The sequence below is a fragment of the Bifidobacterium aerophilum genome, from assembly GCF_010667685.1.
In the GTDB taxonomy this organism is placed as follows: domain Bacteria; phylum Actinomycetota; class Actinomycetes; order Actinomycetales; family Bifidobacteriaceae; genus Bifidobacterium; species Bifidobacterium aerophilum.
Window position 1 is genome coordinate 1 of the sequence record NZ_WHZW01000030.1, and the last position, 20,936, is coordinate 20,936.

Annotated in this window: 20 protein-coding genes and 1 pseudogene; 1 reads left to right on the plus strand and 20 read right to left on the minus strand. The window is 52.9% G+C overall.

Annotated elements, in window-relative coordinates; translation table 11 throughout:
- Positions 1-133 precede the first annotated feature (133 nt).
- The 7 genes from GFD25_RS11125 to GFD25_RS11155 form a co-directional block, all read right to left on the minus strand.
- Positions 134-1,372: a hypothetical protein gene (locus GFD25_RS11125; RefSeq protein WP_236023788.1), complete on the minus strand. Its 1,239-nt coding sequence runs from the start codon at positions 1,370-1,372 to the stop codon at positions 134-136.
- A 21-nt stretch (positions 1,373-1,393) separates the two neighbouring features.
- Positions 1,394-2,986, minus strand: a complete 1,593-nt coding sequence (locus GFD25_RS11130; protein ID WP_236036982.1) for a CHAP domain-containing protein — start codon at positions 2,984-2,986, stop codon at positions 1,394-1,396.
- A complete protein-coding gene (locus GFD25_RS11135; RefSeq protein ID WP_163232858.1) occupies positions 2,983-5,379 on the minus strand; it encodes a VirB4-like conjugal transfer ATPase, CD1110 family in 2,397 nt (798 codons plus the stop codon). The genes GFD25_RS11130 and GFD25_RS11135 overlap by 4 nt, the downstream gene beginning before the upstream one ends.
- Positions 5,372-5,752: a PrgI family protein gene (locus GFD25_RS11140; protein WP_163232860.1), complete on the minus strand. Its 381-nt coding sequence runs from the start codon at positions 5,750-5,752 to the stop codon at positions 5,372-5,374. Before GFD25_RS11140 ends, GFD25_RS11135 begins: the two co-directional genes overlap by 8 nt.
- A 42-nt stretch (positions 5,753-5,794) precedes the next feature.
- Complete coding sequence (locus GFD25_RS11145; protein WP_163232862.1) at positions 5,795-6,640, minus strand: VirB6/TrbL-like conjugal transfer protein, CD1112 family; 846 nt, start codon at positions 6,638-6,640, stop codon at positions 5,795-5,797.
- 18 nt (positions 6,641-6,658) lie between these two features.
- Positions 6,659-6,865, minus strand: coding sequence for a hypothetical protein (locus tag GFD25_RS11150; protein ID WP_025263185.1), 207 nt, complete (start codon positions 6,863-6,865; stop codon positions 6,659-6,661).
- A 364-nt stretch (positions 6,866-7,229) separates the two neighbouring features.
- Complete coding sequence (locus GFD25_RS11155; RefSeq protein ID WP_109056366.1) at positions 7,230-7,772, minus strand: hypothetical protein; 543 nt, start codon at positions 7,770-7,772, stop codon at positions 7,230-7,232.
- Between the two features lie 412 nt (positions 7,773-8,184).
- On the opposite strand from GFD25_RS11155, the gene GFD25_RS11160 reads away from it, so the two are divergent.
- Entirely contained in the window at positions 8,185-9,186 is a 1,002-nt protein-coding gene (locus GFD25_RS11160; protein WP_109056365.1) for a LacI family DNA-binding transcriptional regulator, read from the plus strand.
- 53 nt (positions 9,187-9,239) lie between these two features.
- On the opposite strand, the gene GFD25_RS11165 is transcribed toward GFD25_RS11160, so the two are convergent.
- From GFD25_RS11165 to GFD25_RS12605, 13 genes and pseudogenes are all read right to left on the minus strand, one after another.
- A complete protein-coding gene (locus GFD25_RS11165; RefSeq protein ID WP_109056364.1) occupies positions 9,240-9,635 on the minus strand; it encodes a plasmid mobilization protein in 396 nt (131 codons plus the stop codon).
- 155 nt (positions 9,636-9,790) lie between these two features.
- Positions 9,791-10,669: pseudogene (locus GFD25_RS11170) on the minus strand (VirD4-like conjugal transfer protein, CD1115 family); the annotation flags it as partial.
- A 50-nt stretch (positions 10,670-10,719) separates the two neighbouring features.
- Positions 10,720-10,878: a transposon-encoded TnpW family protein gene (locus GFD25_RS11175; RefSeq protein ID WP_006428300.1), complete on the minus strand. Its 159-nt coding sequence runs from the start codon at positions 10,876-10,878 to the stop codon at positions 10,720-10,722.
- A 142-nt stretch (positions 10,879-11,020) separates the two neighbouring features.
- On the minus strand, positions 11,021-12,892 hold the full coding sequence (locus GFD25_RS11180; protein WP_109056363.1) for an AAA family ATPase: 1,872 nt from the start codon (positions 12,890-12,892) through the stop codon (positions 11,021-11,023).
- Between the two features lie 11 nt (positions 12,893-12,903).
- Positions 12,904-13,206 carry a hypothetical protein gene (locus GFD25_RS11185; protein WP_033495400.1) on the minus strand — a complete coding sequence of 101 codons (303 nt, stop codon included), beginning with the start codon at positions 13,204-13,206 and terminating at the stop codon, positions 12,904-12,906.
- Entirely contained in the window at positions 13,203-14,699 is a 1,497-nt protein-coding gene (gene mobQ, locus GFD25_RS11190) for a MobQ family relaxase (protein WP_033495402.1), read from the minus strand. The genes GFD25_RS11185 and mobQ overlap by 4 nt, the downstream gene beginning before the upstream one ends.
- Positions 14,665-15,024, minus strand: coding sequence for a DUF3847 domain-containing protein (locus GFD25_RS11195; protein WP_034526285.1), 360 nt, complete (start codon positions 15,022-15,024; stop codon positions 14,665-14,667). The genes mobQ and GFD25_RS11195 overlap by 35 nt, the downstream gene beginning before the upstream one ends.
- Positions 15,021-15,254: a hypothetical protein gene (locus GFD25_RS11200; protein ID WP_084686030.1), complete on the minus strand. Its 234-nt coding sequence runs from the start codon at positions 15,252-15,254 to the stop codon at positions 15,021-15,023. Before GFD25_RS11200 ends, GFD25_RS11195 begins: the two co-directional genes overlap by 4 nt.
- 170 nt (positions 15,255-15,424) lie before the next feature.
- A complete protein-coding gene (locus tag GFD25_RS11205) occupies positions 15,425-17,764 on the minus strand; it encodes an ABC transporter permease (RefSeq protein ID WP_204314893.1) in 2,340 nt (779 codons plus the stop codon).
- Positions 17,765-17,850: 86 nt separating this feature from the next.
- On the minus strand, positions 17,851-18,525 hold the full coding sequence (locus GFD25_RS11210; protein ID WP_109056626.1) for an ABC transporter ATP-binding protein: 675 nt from the start codon (positions 18,523-18,525) through the stop codon (positions 17,851-17,853).
- A gap of 112 nt (positions 18,526-18,637) precedes the next feature.
- Positions 18,638-19,888 (minus strand): sensor histidine kinase, encoded by a 1,251-nt coding sequence (locus GFD25_RS12490; protein WP_202962063.1) that lies wholly within the window; start codon positions 19,886-19,888, stop codon positions 18,638-18,640.
- Positions 19,885-20,574 (minus strand): response regulator transcription factor, encoded by a 690-nt coding sequence (locus GFD25_RS11220; RefSeq protein ID WP_033495412.1) that lies wholly within the window; start codon positions 20,572-20,574, stop codon positions 19,885-19,887. Before GFD25_RS11220 ends, GFD25_RS12490 begins: the two co-directional genes overlap by 4 nt.
- 24 nt (positions 20,575-20,598) lie before the next feature.
- The gene (locus GFD25_RS12605) at positions 20,599-20,739 is read right to left on the minus strand and encodes a DUF6019 family protein (protein WP_420804979.1); all 141 of its coding nucleotides are present in this window, start codon (positions 20,737-20,739) and stop codon (positions 20,599-20,601) included.
- Between the last annotated feature and the right edge of the window lie 197 nt (positions 20,740-20,936).

The window sequence follows — 20,936 nt, forward strand, 5'->3', positions numbered from 1 at the left end:
TCCCTCGTGATGTCATACCTCGGCGTACACATACCACCATCATGTCACCAAAGCACCATAGAGTAAACACACCCTAGCCCGAGAACTCGGCATATACCGCCACACTATCTCCTGCCCTTTTTCAAAGGCGGCGCTAGCCTAATCGATCGGGGAATGAGGGGGTTACTGATTGTCCAGGCACATCCCAGGTGGAATTGCCGTGCGTGACTGACGGGGATAAATCTTCCGATGATGGTGCGGGCTGTCGGTTCGATGACTGGGAATCCGATCCCGGTTGTGTGGATTCATCCGAACGGCCCGCATCAGATATTTCCTCGTTCTTTACAGCCGTCATGGAATCCCGGACGATTTGCATGACTTCGTTGAGGTCCTGGATGGTTCTGTTATAGACATCAAGATCCTGATGGTCGCGCATCATGAGTCGTGCACGGGTAATCTGCTCACTGAGCCGTGCACGGGTGTTGTCGTCTCTGACCTTGTTCTCGGATTCTTTGTAGAGCCTATCGGCGTTTTCAATGGTTTGGCTCAGTACGTTCTGTGCGTTGTCAATCCGTTGTTGTTCCTGTGATGCCTTGACCGTGTCAACTGTGTCATGCAGGTTCCTGGTCTGGATTCTGAGCTGGCTGTTAGCTTTCTCTGTTTCCGCACGAGTGCGATCGAGACGGTCGGCCGTCAGACTCGGATCGCAATTCTCCGTTGAGACCGATGGCTGATATTGCATGATTTTGCCGAGCAGTTCCAAAGATTTGGGATCCTGCACGTCTTTATCCTGGAGCTTCGCATATGGTTCCGCCTGTTTCAATGCCTTGTCCCATTCAATCCTCACTATGTCAGATTGCTCGATTGCGTGATTGCATGACGTGAGCGCTTCCCGATGGTCGTAGTTCCTCTTCGCCATGACAAGGCCTGTGGCTAATCCCGTTACGGTGACCAGAGCGAGCATAATGCCGGCGATGCGGGTAAAGGGGATATGCCGATGAACGGCTACCTCATCCGCGTCGTCAGCCGATAATTCCGCCAAGGACACATCATCCTCGACATGTTCCCCGACCCTAATTGGTGTGTCTATCGTCGTTCCCGTCCGTTTGTCAGGCTTGGATACGGGAGTGCTGTTGTTCCGTATATCGCGAGGCAGCTCATCGTCGATGATGGGTGTGATGGGCAGCAGCCGATGTTTGGGTTTTCTGTCTGGCAGCGGTTCCGGTGGGGCCCCAGCGGTTTCGGGGTGTGCGATGGCATGCGCAGCCCACTGGCCGAGTTCCGGCCATGTACTGGGATGATCGTGGATTTGCGCAAGAAGATCCCAGTTGTCAGAATCACTCATCAAATCGGCAAGCTCGTACGAATCAAGTTTGGAATTGATGCGACGCATGATTCCTTCTTTCCCTCAGGATTAGTGGATGTAAGTGATGCTGGGATTGTTGGCCTGCTCTTTGGTAAGGGTCCTGAGCCATGCGTATGGGAGGCCGCCGCCGGATTCGCTGACAACAATGCTTCCGTCGTCCTTGATTTCCTCGACGATGGCGACGTGTCCATAATCGGCGCTTGCGCCGAGATAGCCTTTGGCGAAGCTTGCCACGTCACCGAGCTGTATGCCGCCGCCCGTTGGATATCCGAATTTTCTGGCGCTTGACGCCCACATCCAGCCGTCGCCCATGTATCCGTCCACCGGTTTGCCGATCTGCAATCGGCGAGCGGCCGCCCACCATGTGCATTGGCCGGTCTCATAGGTGGTGATCTTGCCCACGGGCGTGCCGGTCGCCGCCACATCCACGTTCAGCGTGCCAGACTGCATGACCAACGGTGGCGTGAGCTTGCCGATGGTTCGTCCTGCCGTGGCCGAACAGCCGCCTCCCGCATCAATCGCCGGCTTCACGTTGTCGAGATACCGTTTGGTGATGTTGGGAATATCCGGGTACCTCATGAGGTTGCCTTCGCCCGCGTTATGGGCGATGACCAAAGCCGTCAGGTCGTCAAGTTCGGCGAACGGCATGCCCGGGTGCTTGGCCTTGAGCTGTTTGACGCCTTCCAAGCGGTTTTTCAGATACATGCCGCCGTAATGGGCGTGGACCATGGGCTCGGTGATGCCTTCAGGTGGTGTCTGATCGGCACCTTCGGGATGCACGCCGCGCCATACGCTCCTGTTCATCTGCAGCAATCCCCATGTTCCGCCGTTGCTGTCGTCGGCATACGCATCCGGTCGGAAACCGGATTCCTGCTTCATGATCGCCGCGATGAAATCCGCGCTCAATCCGCTCGATCGGGCCGCCTCGCTTACCCATGGCTTCGCCTCGTCCGGGACCTCGATCACACTGGCCTCGCAACCTCCGTCATCTCCGACGGCAACGGTGGGTATGAACCACAGCAGCAGGCTGAAGACCATCAGCACCGCCGCCGTGCCCAATAGAAATGGAATGCTGACCGCAGCTGATGCCGATGCCGCGACACCGGCCTTCACCGCCGTCATAGTCCGAGAAACCGCCTGTGTGACCTGTCGTGCAACCTGCGTCGAAGCTCTGGCAGCGGATTTGGCCCCCTGGACACCCGATCGTACGGTCTTGCCGGAATGTCTCGCACGTTTGGCGCGAGCCGAAGCCGTTCTTCCTGCCACGGCACGTGCCGTTGAACCTCTTGCGGCATGTCTTGTGCGAATAATGCCGGTCACGCCGTCGCGTATCCGACTTGCGGGAACCATTGGTGACAACAAGTCGTCGTCCTCTCTGGTATCCGTCTGTGCCGATTGCGATTCAAGCACGGACCGTGTCGCCTTCACACCACGTTCCAAAACGCTGACGGTTGTTATGCCGGTCGGGCGCGATACTTCGGATTGATTGTTCCTGATGGTGGTTCGTGGCTGTTTCAGCCCGGCCAACACTGGGCCATGGAAGAGTCCATTAACATGACGGACTTTCAAACCATGAATCATGCCGTTCGGCCGAACGAGATTGCGCGTGGCGTGGAATGAGTCGGAGGTGACGGGTCTCATTCGGGCTTCCGATCCTCGAATTTCGTGGTATACAACCGGTAAAGCAGACTATCGGCATCGATACGCCCATCGAACGGTATGAACGCAGTGCCGCTCTTGGCCATGCCCTGACCGGGCTGCACCCCGGTGAAGAACGCCCGCTGCTCATCGGACAGCTTCAGCAGCTCGCACAAGGCGTCGGCATCCGTGGCGGTCTGGTTCAGCAGCAACAGGAAGTCGCTGTTCGCGAGCATCAGACGCGCATCCTGGTTGGCCAGCAGCTCCTCGATGTTCTGCGTAATGCCGGTGGGGCACAAACCCCATTTACGGGCGCGCTTGTACAGGCGCAGGAAGTATTCGGCCGCATACCGGTTCGAGAACAGCAGATGGAACTCGTCCACCCACAGCCAGGTGCGCCGGCCGAGACGGCGATTCCTGACGACCCGGTTCCAAATCTGATCCAGAACGACGAGCATACCGAATGTGCGCAACTCCGCTCCCAGACCGGAAACGTCATAGACCAGGAACCGGCTGGACGTATTCACATCGGTGGCATGGGCGAAGGCGTTCAGACTGCCGGTCGCGTAGATCTCCAATGCTCGTGCCGCATCACGGGCACCTGGCTCATTCAAAGCCGCGAGACGGTCATGCAGGGTGACGAGCGTGGGCATGCCCAGTTCTGGATGCTCCCGCACCTCGCGATACATGCCGATGACCGTACGGTCGATCAGACTGCGCTGCATGCGGTCGATGCCGTCCTGTCCGCCGATCAGCACGCCGAGCATGTTCAGCACGCTCGCACATTTCGACCGGATCGGATCACCCTCGGAATCATCCTCATACTCGATATCCAAAGCGTTGATATGCGCGCGAGACGATTCCCCGATCTCGACTCGCTCGCCGCCAAGACCGGTGCACAACGGCGTGAACTCACGTTCCGGGTCGATGACGATCAGATCATCGTCCGGACGGGTCAGATAGATCTGGGTTATCTCGTTCTTCGCCGCCTGGCTCTTGCCCGAACCGGTCGTACCCAAAACGAATCCGTTGCCGTTCATGCCTTTCGTACGGTCGATGACCACGGGATTGCCGGTGCGGGCGTTCGCCCCATGGAACACCCCGCCCGGCTCGAACAGTTCCTGCGACGTGAACGGCACCAGAATCGCCGCGCTCGATGTGGTCAACGTGCGACGCATCGGCGGCAAAGAATTACCCAACGGCAGCACGACGTTCAGTCCTTCCACCTGCATGTAGGCCAAGGTCTCGGCCACACAGGACTGCCCATCGATCGCAGCTGTCACGTCACGAACCGTCTGATCCAGTTGCTCGCGGCTGTCCGCAGACACGTCCACAATCATCAGGGAATCCACCAGCCGGTCGCCGTTATGCTCCAGATCATCACGCAGCTCACCCGCCTGAGTCATGGATTCCTGCAGCTCATGAGGCAGCATGTCCTCGGGTAGATGCTGTTTGCGGTTCTTGCGCCGCTCGTCGATGGCCTGCATATCCATTTCGGCGATCGTCCGGTTCACGAGCTTCAACCCCTCGGCCTTACCCCGCGGGGACAGATGGATGCCGACCGTGATGTCCGCCTTGATGTCCGTGATGGACGACACCAGCTGATCGCTCAGATAATCCGGGAAATCACGCACCAAAAGACACTGATGCCATACTTCCGTGGTGCCCGAGCTCAACCGGAGCCGACGGCGATCCGACACGTCCACGGCGAACGGGGCCACATAATCCTTCGTGGACATGCCATGCGATTTCAGGAAACCATCCTCGGTGAACGAGAACCGGACACCGTGCCGCAGCATCCCGTGCAGCACCGCCAGACGCGACTGCCGATCCAAGCGGACACCGACGCAGCCGCCCACCGACCGCAGCTGCGCCGTGGCACGCAACGCGGCACGGTTCAGCAGCGTGACCGCACGCTCCCCGTCCCGCTCACGCAACGTCAACGTCAGATACTTGTCCGTCACCGCGCCCTGCGAACGGCCGGCGAGACGCCGACGCACATTGCGGTTGAAGTCCCCGCGCAGTCCATCCAACGCATCGCTCCGAAGCGGCATGGCGATACTGCGCGTCACCTCCTCGGGATCCAGCATGCGCGTGGCGACCGTGATCTGGACTCCCATGTTCTCACCGATCGAATTCAGGAAACGCCCCCACCGGTCCACGACATCCAGCTGCTGATCCTGGGTCGCGACCTGATAATTGATGTCGCTGATCCGCAGCGACACGCTCCACCGGTCGCCGCCGAGGAACACGATGCCATTGGACAGCATCGAATCATAGCCAAGCAGCTCCTTCGACGAACGAGGCATGCGACGATTCCCGGACCGCCTGTTCCCGGCCTTTCCATGTCGCTTACCGTTGCCTTTGACCGCCTTGCTGCCACTGATGTCAGACATGACGACGTGCCTTCCTTCCCTTGATTCGTCTACGGGTCTTCTCCCTCAACGACGGTTTGCCGGGAAACCTCGCGGGAACATAGGATTCAAGCAAATAGACCTTCGGCCCGAAACGCTGGCGCAGCATGTATCCCAGATACCGTTCCGGCTTCAGCCCCTTCGGACGCCACCAACCCCACAGCGCGAACGGCAGGCAAACCGCAAACAGCAGATACGACCCCAGATCGGACAGTCCCAACGACCAGAACAACGCCGCCTCACCTCCGCCCAGAACGAGCATGCACGCGGCGGCCGCCAGTTGGCGCCAGCTCAGCCCCCACATCACCTTCGCCTCAACATTGGCGATCTCCTTATATACGCGCATCTGCAACATGAATGAATCCTTTCCCTGATTGGCCCCGGTTGTGGTAGGCGGCTACTCGCCGCCGGCTATGGCCCGACTGACACGCTGACTCACCGCGATCACAAAAAACAGCAGGATGCCCGCCATCATGAGATTGCCGAAGTTGCCCGTCACCCACGCCACCATGCCCTCGTCCGCGGAATCCGGGATCTTCACGGCATCGACCACGATCCGCTGATAGAACACCAGACATATGAACACGCACACCGCATTCACCGACGTGCGAGCATACGACTTGAAGAAACCCACGCCGATCGGCTTGGTGTCCTCATGCACCAGAAACGCGAACGGCAACGACTGGAACGCCGTCAACGCATACAATTCGATGAACCGCACATACAGCACCACCGTGAACACCACCGACGCCAACTGGGACAACAGCCACGGGATCACCAGCAGAAAGAACAACGCCGCCTGCCCCATCACCCCGGCATCGCGAATCTGGTCACGCATCAGATCACCCAGCTGACCGCCGTCGCCTGTCGCCTCATACGACATCTGAGAAGACACACCCTGCATGAGGAACTGCGTGACCTGATTAAACATCCGAATGAATAGACTGGCGTTCTGCACAGCGATGAACACCAACGCGATCTTGAACATGGTGCCGGCCACGATCTTCACACCCAGATCACGGTCCGACTCGATGCGCGTCGAGTTACGCGCCAGCTCCAACGTGAACATGACCGCAAGCACCGCCGATGTCAAAGGCTTGACCGCGGCTCCATGCACGTTCACCGCCAACTGGTAAAGAGCGGGATTCCACGTCTCCGGCGCCTGAGACAACAGCCCGGCCGTAATCGAACCGGCACCTCCGCCGCCGATCATGTTGAGCATGGCTACGATGAAGTCCTCCACGGCAGGCCCCGAATCAGCTCAGCCCAGCGCCACCGCGTTGAAAATCTGCGCGGCCGCGATGATCATGCCTCCACCCACGATCTGCCACAGTCCCGATTGCGTCTGCGGCCCGTTGTGATCCTTCAGACCGCCACCGAATGTGACGGCACCCCACACCAGCCACAGTCCGCCGCCGATAGTGGCGAACCTGACGAATAACTGAAGCACCTGATTCAACAAATCCACGACGGCCTCCTCTGATGACGATCAAGGAGCCCGACATGCAACGGTCTCCGTTGACACTCATCGTCAGGGAAAACCGGCAGGATAGCGGCGGACAGTTCCTGGGTAGGGGGCGATGCCGCTCGATGCATATATAAAAAGGTGGGTTTTAGAAGTACTTCTAAAACCCACCGTGTATTGAAACAATATTGCTGGTTGAACAGTTATATATTGCCATTGTTCTTAAACTTGTTTTGTCTAACCTTTTCCTTAATGAGAGATATCAGCTCACTCAGTAAAAGCAAAAGGGCGATTATGGACATAAGATAATTATCGTAGGTAATGAACAAGATGAAAAAGAATAGATCACAAACAATGTGTATATATTTCAGCATGCTGTTTTAATTCCAACAAGGCCCATATATGCCAGGAAACCATATTTGACCCATCCAACTACAGTACTTGCAGGAGGATATAAAGACAAAACAAAACTGGCTACACTGGCAATGCACTTGAGGCTAACCTCGTCGCCGGAAACCGCATTCACCTTAGCTAAATCTACTCTAGCAATAGGTGTTCCGCTGGTCATGTCAAAAACAGTAAAGACTGCGCCGCTCTGATCGGCATATTTGCATTTGCCTGCTTTGAGACCATACCAAGTCATGTGCATATTCTTACTGATGCACTGAGTCTGGATGTTAGCTGCGGCAAAGGTACTTTGATTTTCTCTAGAGTGAATTATGGTCATTCCATAATGCTCTAGAGGATCTGTGGCTTCTCCCTGCAATACTTCAGGTGCAACCTGAACGATTGCGTCGACGCTCGTCAAATCTGCCGCATATGCGGACCCCGACATTGAGACAACTGTGAATAGCGCGATTATGCTTGCCGCAACAGATGCCAGTCGTTTTAAAAACATATCCTTTTTCATGATCAATTCCTTCTCCTAATTATGTCTTTCATTGATGGAATGGAATATGAAGAATGAGGTAGCTCCTTCCTTCATTGATGCTTCTTTGCAAATAGGTTAGGTCAAATATAACCGTCCACTTGGGTATCTCGCGACCCCTGTTGACAAACTGTCATCTTTAGATGACAACAATCAATGGTTGCGAGGAGAAAACCGTGAGCCTCTGTTCGCTGAGTATTCAGACGTCCCTGTATGGCCGAAGAAAAGGCGATGGACACTTTGCGTATCCACCGCCTATGCATTGCCCCCCTGAGGGGTCACGGACAGTCTATCAGGTCGGGTCATTGCCTTGCTGCAAAGGTGCCGCCATCCTGCGGTTTCTGGGCTATGCTGTGTAGTAAAACCCTTTACTAAAGTTTGCGGGGAGGATGTCATGGCCACGCTCAAGGAAGTCGCGGAACGGGCCGGGGTGTCGCAGAGCACGGTGTCGCGCTTGCTGAACGACCCGTCGTTCTCCATCAAGGAGGAGACGCGTCGGCGTGTGCTGCGCGTGTGTGAGGAGATGGGATACCGCAATGTGTTCCGTCCCGCGATCGCAGTGTTGGATGCGCCTCCGTCCGGGGAGGAATTGCAGGACGCGTACTTCGCCGATCTGCGGAAGGTTCTTGCGGAGTGTGCGGAGTCGATGGAATTGGACCAGCCCACGTTCATCCGGTCCATACACGAGCTGACGGAACGCGCAGCGGAGTTCGATGGGTTCATCACCGTGGGCGCCACGGTGTTTCCCGAAACAGACCTGCGCGCCCTGCATGCGGCGCTCCCACATGGCGTGTGCATCGACACGAATCCGGCACCGCACCTGTTCGACTCCGTACGGCCCGATCTGTCGCAGACGATGCTGGATGCCTTGGACGCGATGATCGCGGCAGGCCGCAGACGCATCGCGTTTCTCGGTGGCGTGGGCAGCATCATGGGCACGCATGACTATCCCGAGGACATACGCGAACTGTCGTTCCGCCAGTGGGCTGCGCACTTGGGATTGGAAACGGACGGATTGGTGTATTCGTCCGGCACGTTCACCGTGGAGAACGGCTATCGTCTCGCGGAGCAACTGGTGGCCGATCATCGTGAGGCCGGCAGCATGCCCGATGGTCTGATCGTGGCCGCCGACGTGCTTGCGGTGGGGGCGTTGCAGGCGTTGAACGCACTGCGCGTGGCGGTTCCCGACGAGTTGGCCGTGGTGAGTGTGAACAACCAGTCAATCGCCCGGTACACGTCGCCGTCGCTGAGTTCGTATGCGATCGATCAAAGGGAGTTGGCCCGTATGGCGTTCTCCACCTTGATTGATGGGTTGAAGCATGAGCGGCGGGTGCGTCGTCACATCCTGCTGACGACCGAGCTGGTGCCGCGCGCAAGCTTCGTTCCTCAGGCGTAAGACGTCGTCTCGAAGACGGGCGGCACCGGCGTCGATTTTGCTGGAAGGAATTTTTAGAGCTGATATGTTTGAATGTTGCCAACAGCGTCACCCACTTTCTGCAAGATTTCAAACTTTAGGGCAGCAAGGTCGGAAACCGCCGCCCGTACCTCCCCGGCAAGCTGCGGGTAGGGGCTGTGCCACTCGTTCAGCGTCCGGGCTATCTGGTTTAAGTTGCCGCCGATCCTGCCGTATTCGGCGGTCAGCTTCCCAACAGCGGCAAGCAGCTCATCATTGACGGGAGAAACGGTTATGATGGGGCGTATGGCTGCCCCGGTTATGGCTTGCCGGATAAACTCGGCTTGGCTCATGTTGTAGGCAGAAAGCCTTTCTGCAAACTCGGCGTATTCTTCCTCGGTCATGCGTGTTTTGACTACCCGGCTGCGGTGCGGTGTGTTGTATCGTTTCATGGTCGACAGACCTCCTTTCTGTGTATGGTGTCCTCTCACTAATAGGAGAAAAACAGGGTGTGAAGCGGAACTGTTTTTGAAAAATCCGAAAAAACAAAAAAGCCGCCCATGCAGGCGGAAGGTTACAAACTTCGGGACACTTTGTCTCGAAGCCTTTATGCAAAGGCGTCTGGATCGTCGATGTCATCATAGTTGAGGATGTCCTCGTCCTCATCCGTGAGTGCATCGTCCGGCACAGTCACCTCATACATCGTACACGCCTCGTTCAGACCGGGCCGCCTGCGGCGGTTAATGAGCCTGTCGAGGTCAAAAGCGTTTTTCTGTTTATCGGCCTCCGCCGTATAGCGGTAGTTCGGATGCCGTTTCAGATCATACTTGGGAGAGAAGAATGGGGGCAGGCCCCGAAGTTGCAAAATACATTTGTCTCCCGGCATGGTTGCAAGTTCGGCTGGGGTCATTAGTTCCCGGCCCAGCCGCTGGGTGTTTTGACTATAGCTTTCCGACTGGCCACGGGAGCGGCTGTCGGTCTGCATACTGATTGTGGCTTTTCCCAGCCAGTTCTCAGATATTTCCTTGATGGTGCTGGCTTCGCGGCCACCGAGGAACACCACACTGTCCATGTTGCCGAGGATTATCTCAGCGTGTTTATCGTAAATGGCCTTGCACTGTGCCAACTGCTGATACAGCAGGCAAAGACTCACCTCGCGGGAGCGGATAACCGCGACCAGCTTTTCGAGCTGGGGCACCTGTCCCGTGTTGGCTGCCTCGTCCCACAGCACCCGTACATGGTGCGGCAGGCGGCCACCGTGAACATTGTCCGCCCGTTCACACAGGAGGTTGAACATCTGCGAAAATGCAAGCGCCACTAAAAAGTTGTAGGTCTGCGTGGTATCGGAAATGATGAAGAATACCGCTGTTTTCCGATCTCCGATGCGGTCAAGCTCCAATTCGTCATAGGCCATGACTTCACGAAGCTGCGGGATGTCAAAGGGAGCCAGCCGCGCACCGCAGGAAATTAAAATGCTTTTTGCCGTCTTGCCAGAGACGAAAAGTCAAGGACTTTTTCATCAAATTCACAAAGAAGTCACATTTTGCGGACTTCCTCACGGAGCAGACGCTTGATTTTGTCCTCCATTGTCTCTTTTGCGGTCTGGCTGAAATGCACACGGACGATATAGGTTGTCTTGCCAATCTGCTTTCTGACAGTAGGGCAAGTGGCGGTGTTGGTTGCGGTATTGTTCATTCAAAATCCTCCTGTAAATGAAAAATGCCCGGTGACTGTTCATCATCGGGCGGTGTCGGTATGAGGGAACAAGGCAAGGCGGCAACATTAAGGTATCTATAAAAACCTTGCCGTCTTTGCCACGCTTGCCGTGTTCCTGTTGTCAATCTCGGAGATAGCAGACCCATGCTGTGCCGTCTTTCTCGGTCACAAGTCTGTCCCCGATACGGCTCTTTGCCGTTCTCATGGTGCGTGAGGAAATCCCACGCTCATTGACTGCCTTTTCCAGCTCTGCGCTCGGCATACGCTTTCCATCTGCAAGCAGTTCCAGAATGAGCATTTGCGCCTGTGCGGTCTTGCTTTCGGTCTTGGCGGTGTCTGTCCCGGCAAGAAGCTCGTCAGCGGTAATGTCATAAGCTCCTATCCATTCAAAGCCTTTCTCGTCTCCCAGAGAAAAGGCAAGGGACTGTCCGGGCGGCGCAAGGGAGCTTTTCTCATGGATAAGCACCCTTGTTGTGGGACTGTCTTTCAGCTTGCCAATAAACAGCAGACTGCGGACTGCCGCCGTAATGTCGATAGACCCCAATCCCCGGTAGGTGCTTTGCGTTCCTGCGGCTTTGTTGAGGTGTCCAATCAGCACGATAGCGCACCCGGTAGCCTGTGCAATGTCTCCCAGACTGCGGAATATTGGGCGCACCTCGTTTGCCCGGTTCATGTCCACATCTGCGCCCAGAAACGCCTGTACCGGGTCAATGATAACCAGCCTTGCGTTGTTCTCACGGATTGCCCTTGCTATGCGCTCATCGGCAAGAGTCAGCGGCGTGTCTCTATCGTCAATGACAAGCACTCGTTCAAGGTCTGCGTCCGCTTCCATCAGCCGGGGCTTAACGGTATCGCCCAAACCGTCCTCTGCGGTCTGATAGATGATATTGAAAGGCTCAAGTTTCTCCATACCGGGTAAAGGCTTTCGGTTGGTGCAAGCCGCCGCAAGACGCATGGCAAAGTAGGTCTTGCCCTCACCGGGGTTGCCCTGTATGATCGTCAGCTTTCCAAAGGGGATATACGGAAACCATAGCCAATCCACGCTCGTCAGCTCCACATCTGCCATGCGGAGCATTGGGACAGGCTGGGCGGTGGGCAGCTCTCGCAGCGTGATTGTCTCGGCTATGAATTTGCGGCTGGGAATGTCCCCTTGCTGACGGAGAACATCGTTCCAGTCTTTCCTTGCCGGGACAAGGCGAATGACGGCGATCTCGCCGGGAATGGACTGTGCCAGTCGGGAGCAGGCTTCACTTCCTGCGGTGTCGCTGTCAAGGCAGAGGAATACTTTTCGGGTGTCCTTGCGTTCAGAAAGAAAACGGTCAAGGGCTTTGCCCGAAACGCCGCCCAGGGCAAGATAGCTCCTTGTCTGCCAGTCCTGCGGATAAAGGCAGATGAACGATAACAGGTCAATCGGCGCTTCAAAGACAAAGAGCTGGTTGCCGTTGCCCTCGTATCGGAACGGATAGGACTTGTCAGACCCGGCAATGTCCTGTCTGAATGGGTCTGCCGTTCCTCGCACATGGGCGTATCTCGGCGTACCACTTCGGTCTCTGCCAACAAACACAACATTTTGCCGCTTTGCGTCTTCGTAAATATCCCCGGAAAGAAGAAAAGCCTCAACAAGCATTTTGTTGAGACCTCGGCTTTCGCAAAGATATTGAATTGCTCTGTCGGCTGTTCTGTTGTGCAAGGGCAAGTGAAACGCTGTGGGCGGTGCTGTGCTGGCTTCGCTCTGTCCCTCGCCGCTTTCGCCGATCAGGAGCTGGACGGCTTCGGGAAAGGACTTTCCGTAAAACTCCATGACAAAATCAATGGGATAGCCGCCCTTACTCTGGCTGTGGCGAAACCATTTGTTTCCTCGGACGGTCAGACTGTCATGCTCTTTCCAGCGGTATTCCCGTCCGCTTTTGATAAGCGTTTCTCCCTGTGTGCGGAGAAAATCTTCCAGACTGACGGCGTTTGCCCGGTCAATCTGTGCTTGGGTGTACTGCATGAGCGTCCTCCTTACTTCTTGAAAACAGCGCATCGTCTGCAAACGCCATGCTCACGCTCGTCCAGCGTATAGGGGCAGTTTGCACATTCCTCACCGTACTGTCTTGTGGTAACGGGCAGATAGCCCAAATCCTGCAACATATCAATCTGACGGTCGGTGAGGGTGGCTTCAAAGGCAAGGCATTTCCGGGTGTGTTCGTCCAGCTCAATTAGATTGGAAAGCGGTCTGCCATCGGTCAAAGGCTCTCCGCTCAAAAGGCGTTTTGCCGTTCTGCGGATGGGGTTGTATTCGTTCTTCCAGTCGTATTTTTTCATCGGGATATATCCTCCTTTTTGTGTCGTGTTTGGGGTCGATTTTGGAGCTTTTGTTCCTCTGTACGCTCGTTAAATCGGGCGGCAGTATCTACGCATGACTTGACCTTCCAAAGGCGGTGTAAATCGTCTCTGACGGTCTTAAACTCGCCGTAGGTGGTTTCATGCGCCTGTTCCAGAGCGTCATACTCTGCGGACAGCTTTTTCATATCCACCTTACCGTCCGGGAACTCTCCGGTCAGCTTTCGTCTGGCGGCGTAGAACTGTTTCAGTTCCGCTTCATGCTCTGCCTTGTACTTGGCTCTGGGCTTCTCAAACTTGATTTTCTGCAAGCCGTCATAGATAGGCTTCAAGCTCTGGAAAGCAGCGGAGCTGTCATAGAGCTGCTTAATTGCTTTCATTCGGGCGGTCTGTTCGTCCAGCGTTTTCTTCAAGCTCTCTGTGGCAGCACTGTGTTCGCTGACACGGTGTTCCAAATCTTCAAGGGAGTAAATGTCGTTTGCCCGGAGATAATTGAAAGTCTCGTTCATCTCCTTTAGATTGCTGACCTTGCCTTTCTGCGAATACGCCCCGGCTCTGCGCTGGGTGTAATAGGCGTTCAGCAGAGAAACAAGGTCGGGTGCCTGCGGCTTGGCAAGCTCCGCTTTTGCTTCGGCAATCCAATCAAACAGGAGAGCGATTTTCTTCTTGATGTCCCGGATAACGGCGTTGGTGGCTCTGATCCAGCGGTTGAACTCGCCTTTCTCGGTGCGTATGCCTTTCTTCTCCATTGCCCGGACGGTTGCGCCATCATGGACGGTGGGAAGAAGCTCCACGCCCTGACGCTCATAGCTTCGGTGGTCGATACGAACGTCAAGCCCCTTTTCCGCAAACTTGGCGTTGCATAGCTCCGCCCATGTCTGCCGCCAGTATTCCAGCGTTTCGGGACTGCCCCAGTCGGTAGTGGGAACGGCGTTGAACACAAACTTTCCGTCTGCGTCCCGGATACGGTTGCCGTCCTCGTCCAGCTCGTACACCCGGCGTTGCTTTAGCCCCCATTTGCCGTTCTGCTCGATGGGGCGGATGGGGCAAAGCACATGAAAATGCGGATTTGGTATGCCGCCGTCCTCCCGGTCTGGCTGGTGTACGGCGAAGTCAACCACCATGCCCCGGCTCACAAAGTTCTCCAACAAAAATTGCCTTGCAAGAGCGATGTTTTCCTCAAGGGAAAATTCATTCTGCAAGGCAATGTCAAAGCTGTATGCAAGCTGGGCGTTCTTTCCACGCTCGGCTTTTTCCACGGCGTTCCATAGCGTCTGGCGGTCTGCGTATTCGGGCGGTGCATGGGACGGCAGGAGAATGTCAGAGCAGATCACGCCGCCCTTGCGTGTGTAGTCGCTGTATTCGCCGTAATACTCGCTATACAATCGCTCCCCGGCTCGGTAGGCGGCAGAAGCAATAGCGGACTGTCCTGCGCTTCGTTTAGTCTGCGTGACGCTCAGATGAAATAGTGCCATCGACTTTCAACTCCTTTTCTCTGTTTGCTTGGCTGATGTGGGTAATCGCCATATGGTGGACGGCTCGCTGGACTTCTGCCAGAGAAAAGATGTACTCCATCAGCTCTGTCATTTCGGTGCGTGTGAGATCTTTGACCTCCGGGGCAAGGCTCTCAATCGTGCCGCCCAGATTGCAAAGGCGGTGGGTGCGCTTGGTGCGTTCGCCTTTCTCCAGATACTTCTTTCGATTCTCCAGACGCTCCAGCTTGTGCTGTTCCTGCGCAAGCTGCGTCTCGGCTCGTTCCTTTTCGGCTCGGAGCTGTTCAAGGGTTTTCGGTTTTGTCATTGTGCTTGACCTCCTTTTTTGATTTTGGGGATAAAAAAAGACCGCCGACTTTTCGCATAGTGCGACCAGTCAACGGTCTGATTTTCGGTATTTGTTTTTCCAAACTTGCTGGCGGCGAACAGCATTTTATGCTGTTTGCGGACGGCAAGTCCACAGGGGATAGCCGCATTAGCGGCGCAAGGGGGTGTAGCCACCTTGACGGAACGAAGTGACGCAACATTCTCGGTCATGCAGTTTTCTTCTGCCGACCGGGAATGAAGCTCCGCAGGACGCACGATACTTCCGACAGGGGAGTATAGAAGTGCGCCCTTTAGTTCCTAAAGGGATTTTATCAGTTCGACAAATCGGAAGTTATCTATTTCTCCTCTTCGTTAAGACCTAGTTCATTACATATTACTTGCTATCCCTGATACCTTATTCTTTCTACCAGCGTTTCCTTTTTCAGATTACTGCTTAAAACACAGGAAAGCACAATTTGTAGAATACCAACCAGAAGAATCATAACAAGAATCGGGATAAGAGGAACGTGATAAACGTTCATTCCAAAAATCCCATTATGCTTCGCATAGGAAAACAGTGCATAGCCAAGGGGCAGACCGGCAGCAAGTGCGACGCAGATGGTGCCAACCGTAAAAATCAAGCCCTGTATTTGTAAGCTCAGATTCAACTGCTTATTGGTCATGCCTACCGCTTGCAGCACACCGTATTCCTGCTTCTTCGTGATGATATTGATGATCATGGTGTTTGCCAGATTCATAAACCCAATGAGACCGACAATTGCCATGAACAGATAGCAGCCAAGCTTCATCATACGGCTTGCGTATTCTGCGGTTTGCAATTCTGCGTGATAGGTGTTCAGCTTGATATGAGAAGTATCGGAGAGCAGGTCATTCAGGCTTTGCTCTACAGATGCCACATCTTTTTTATCACAGTCCACCCACAGATATCCATAGGCTGTTCCCCTCGGATTCATGGAACGGTATACACCTTCCGGAATGACAAGATAAGTGTCCGCGCTTACAAAGGATCCTGCAATCTTTCCCTGATAGGTATAGGTTTCACTTCCGTTGTCAAAGTTGAATGTAATCGGTGCACCCGCAGAATACCCGTCAGCTTCCATCCACTTGGACCAGCCAAAGAAAACATCCCCGTTTTTGACAGCCTGTGCATAGTCCATGGAACCGATATCGCCATCCCCGCGCATCATTTCAAAATCCTCTTGATTTACGATTGCAACCGGAAATTTTGTTCCGTTCAGATCTGCAGAGACGATTTCTCTCGTCAGTACATCCGTTACACCGGGGATGGATTTGATTTCTTTAATCAAAGAATCATTCAGTGGGTTGTTCTGTAGGATTGTGTCCAGATTATTCTCCGAATAGGCTTCATCATAATTCTGGGAATAATCCAGCTGCAACTCAAATTGTCCATGGTTGATTGCAATCCGCGCCTCGTGCTCCGTGTCAATATTCCCAACATAATTAGAGATAATTACAAACAATACACAGGAAAGCCCCATGGTAAGAATCGTAGCAATGGTTCTTTTCGGATTGCCTGTCACATTTGCCATTGCCATGGAGAAAACGGTGACATCTTTTCTGCCTTTTCGTCTGCCCTGTTTTTGCGTTTTGGAGCCGTCAAGATACCGTGTCGCTTCGATGGGTGAAATCCGGGAAACAATTTTCATGGGTTTGCGCAGAGCCAAAACGACCGTAAGAAACGATACAAAAATGCAGATGAGCATAATTGTCAGTGAAAACAGAGGCACCTGATGGTTCTTGATTCCGGACGATACCAGATTTCCCTGCTCCACCAGCCAGTTGAAGCTGACGTTTGCAATCAGGAAACCAAACAGCAGCCCCAGCGGTATCGAAGGAACCGCCAGAAGAATGCCCTCACGAAAGATCAACTGCTTCATCTGCTTTCTGGTTGCACCCAGCGCCTTGATTTTTCCGTACTCCTGAACCTTCTGGGCGATCCCGACCTGGAAGATATTATAAATGACCACAACGGAAAACAGCACGATTCCGAGGATCAGGGTTCCACAAACCACAATCATTTCATAGCTCGGCTGCAATACCCACTGCAGGTAGAGGTCATTGATGATCACGTTTTTCTGGTCAATGCCGCAGGAATCCGCGATTTCTTTTATAACAGGCGCAACATTATTCATAGATACATTTGCAGAATCGCTCAAGGTAAAATAGATATTATATTGCCTGTCACCCTCCGCAACACGCTCATTATAAAAATCCTGCGAACCGAATACAACATAGGAAGCCTCGATGGTATATTCATCCCGGTCATATAAAAGCCCGCTGACAGTAAATTCCATCGGTGCGTATTCCGACTGCATGCCGGAACGGTACTCCAATGTTACGGTGTCTCCGACCTTTACATCATGGTATCCCACTGCATCAAAGAAAGCGCGTCCTGCGGCAATTTCCTGCGCCTTTTCCGGATAGGTACCTTCCTTCAACACATATTCCTGATTATAGGGAAGCATTTTCCTGACCGTTTCATCCGCACTGACAAAGCCGCCATTCTCATTTCCTTTCAGGATGCCCTCCGTACACATGATGCCGATATCAGATATCTCAGCTCTGCGTTCCACTTCTTTTAATTGCGTACCATCTGCGGCGATAAACAGGCCGTAGTTGCTTCCGTATGAGCTTGCAGCCTGATCCTTCTGTAAGAGGATCAGTCCATTTCCAATTGTACTGATAATGACCAGAAGCATGGTAGTCAGGCAAATCGCCGTCATAATGAGGACACTTCTTGTCCGATTTCTTTTGTCGTTGCTGAATGCAATTTTGCTGATCGTCCTCAATTGAAATCCACCACCTGTCCATCCTCGATGACTAAAATACGGTCAGCAACCTGCGCGATCTCATCATCATGGGTAATCATTACAATCGTCTGTCCATATTTTTTTGCGCTCATTTTCAGCAGCGCGATCACCTCGTCACTTGTCTTGGAATCAAGATTTCCGGTTGGCTCGTCCGCAAACAAAATCTCCGGTCTGTTTACCAAGGCTCTTGCAATCGCAACGCGCTGCTGCTGTCCTCCGGAGAGGGTATTCGGAAGATTATGAATCCGGTGTTCAAGACCCAGTGTGGTGATAATATCATTGACATAAGCTTTATCCACTTTTTTTCCGTCAAGCCCCAACGGAAGAACGATATTTTCCCACACATTGATGGAGGATACCAGATTGAATGCCTGAAATACAAATCCGATCTTTCTTCTCCGGAAAACGGCAAGCTGATCCTCCTTCATGGAATACAGGTCCTTGTCAGACAAGATCACGCTGCCGCTGGTTGGTGTATCCAGCCCGCCCAGCATATGCAGCAGGGTACTTTTTCCGGAGCCGGATTTTCCGACAATGGCGACAAATTCTCCCTGTTGAATCTGGATATTCACATGATTGACGGCTTTGACCTGATTTTCCCCCGTCCCATAAAATTTGCAAAGCTGCTTGGTTTCTAATATCACGCCCACTCCAATGGCCTCCTTTTCTTATTTACCAGCATTGTATCAAAGGAACCTTTCATTTCACTTTCAAAAAGAGAGCAGAAGTCTTACAGATTTGAAAGACTTCTGCTCATCATCTCTACGAAAGTCCATTCTCCGGCAGCTGAATCAAAAAGGTACTTCCTTTTCTGACTTTGCCGGAGGCTACCGTGATTGTCCCACCATGCTGCTCAATAATCTGTCTGGACAGATACAGACCGATGCCAGTTCCGCTCTTTTCGCGGACTTCCGGCGCAGTCCCTCTGTAAAACCGCTGGAATATTTTATGGTATTCACTCTGCGGGATTCCGATTCCCTGATCCTCGATCTCAATTCTCACAAAGCCGGTTCTTTTTTGTAGACGGATCGTGATTTTTGAATGTTCTGGGCTGTATTTGATGGCATTGTCCAAAACGTTAATGATTGCTTCTCCAAGCCAACGTTTATCCTGCATGAGTGCACAATGCTCCAGTGATTCGTTGCAGTCGAAAATAAGTTCTATCCCTTTCTCCGCTGCCTTTGGATACGTTCGGTTTACTGCGGAGATGATCGTATCCATAATGGGAAGTGTTTTCTGATCAAGCTGAATCAAACCTGTCTCCAGTTTGGATATTTCCAGCAGAGACTGCAACAATGTTTCCAATCCGTCCAATGCACTCCGGCAGCGGATGCGAAATTCCTGTTGCTCCGTCTCACTCAGATTGTTCCGCAGCAATATGCTAAAGCAGGTATCCAAGGCTGCAACCGGGGTTTTCAGCTGATGGGAAATGTCGGATACCATTTCCTTTGTGCTTTCCTTCTCCGCTCTGGCTTCCTCTTGCAGCAGCTGGATATGATGTCCGATTGCTTCAAGCTGAAATTTCAGTCTTTCCTGCCAGACATGATCTTCTGTGTCCGGCACTACCTCAAAGTGATTTTCCCGAAATGCAATCAGGATTTGCTCTAGCTGCTCCAATCGTTTCCGACTTTCTTTCGCCTCAGCTTTCTTCCGGTAAAACAGGAACGTTAGCAAAGACAGACATAGCACTGCGCTTGTACAGCCGGTTATCATGATATTCTGCCGGAAGCGCACATAAAACGAAGTCCCTTTGTTTTCCCAGTACCCGTATTGCTCTAATAATTGCTTACCTTGTTCATTGGCTTGATGGTCGTTTCCTTTCAGCCATCCTGCGGCAACATCCATGCCGGTGGTCTCTGCGCCCGCCGCAACTTCTGTCAGGATATCCATTTTACATTGATAATCCTGATAATATAAATAGGTGGTAAAGCAGTTCAATACTGCAAAAAAGAGTAGAACCGGCAGCACCAGTGACAAGGCATCAACCCACTTTTTACGATGTCGTTTCGTCACTGACTTACCTCCTGATTCCATATATACCCAAGCCCGCGGATGTTTTTAATATAGACCGGAGCCGCCGGATCCTCTTCGATTTTCTTCCGAAGCCTTCTGATGTTCACAGCTACCGTGTTTTCATCCATAAAATCACCATCCAGATCAAACACGTTTTCTAACAGCTGTGTTTTTGAAAGAATCTGTTTCGGGTTTTGAAGAAAAAAGGACAGCATTTTCAGTTCATTCTTCGTAAGGCTTATTTCTCTTTCCTTTACGAACGCCCTCATCTCTCCGGGGATAAACACGATATCCTTTGAATGAATTTTTGGAGTTCCGGGTTCATTCTTTCTGCGGCGGAAATGAGCCTCGATTTTCAGAAGAAGTACGGAAAGGCTGAACGGTTTCGTCATATAATCGTCCGCACCGGCTTCATATCCCATGACCTGATCTGTCTCCTGATCCAACGCGGTAAGACAGATAATATATACATTTTGACAATTCCGCATCCATCTGACAAGCTCTAATCCGTTTCCATCCGGAAGATTCACATCACAAATGGCAACATCCACATTATTATCACTTGCAATTCTTTTCGCTTTTTTCACTGATTCTGCTGAAAAAACCTCATATCCGGATTTTTTCAGTGAAAATGTAATTCCACGATTTAAATTTTCATCATCTTCAACCACAAGTATACCTGGCATAGCATATGCACCTCTCTTTATTAACTATTTTTCCTCTTCGTTACATATTTGTTCTGCCTCAATATCCTCGGTAGTGACTTTCCCTGTAATATCCCTATAGGCTTCTTTTATTCCATTTTTGACCGCCCACTTAATTATAAAATATAATGCAAGTAAGACGATTATAGTGCTGTGCCAAAACTAATTCCTAATTCTTCAAACATTTCATTACCTCTGTCAATTCCGATTTGTTGCTTAATTTTCGTATTCAAATTATACCATAAAACTCGTGAACAATTCTACCGCCGACGTGCCTCACGTTTTTTGAGCGCGTAGGGTGTGGTGGTGCCTCATCGGGAATGAGCGCGAACGGTATCGGTCCT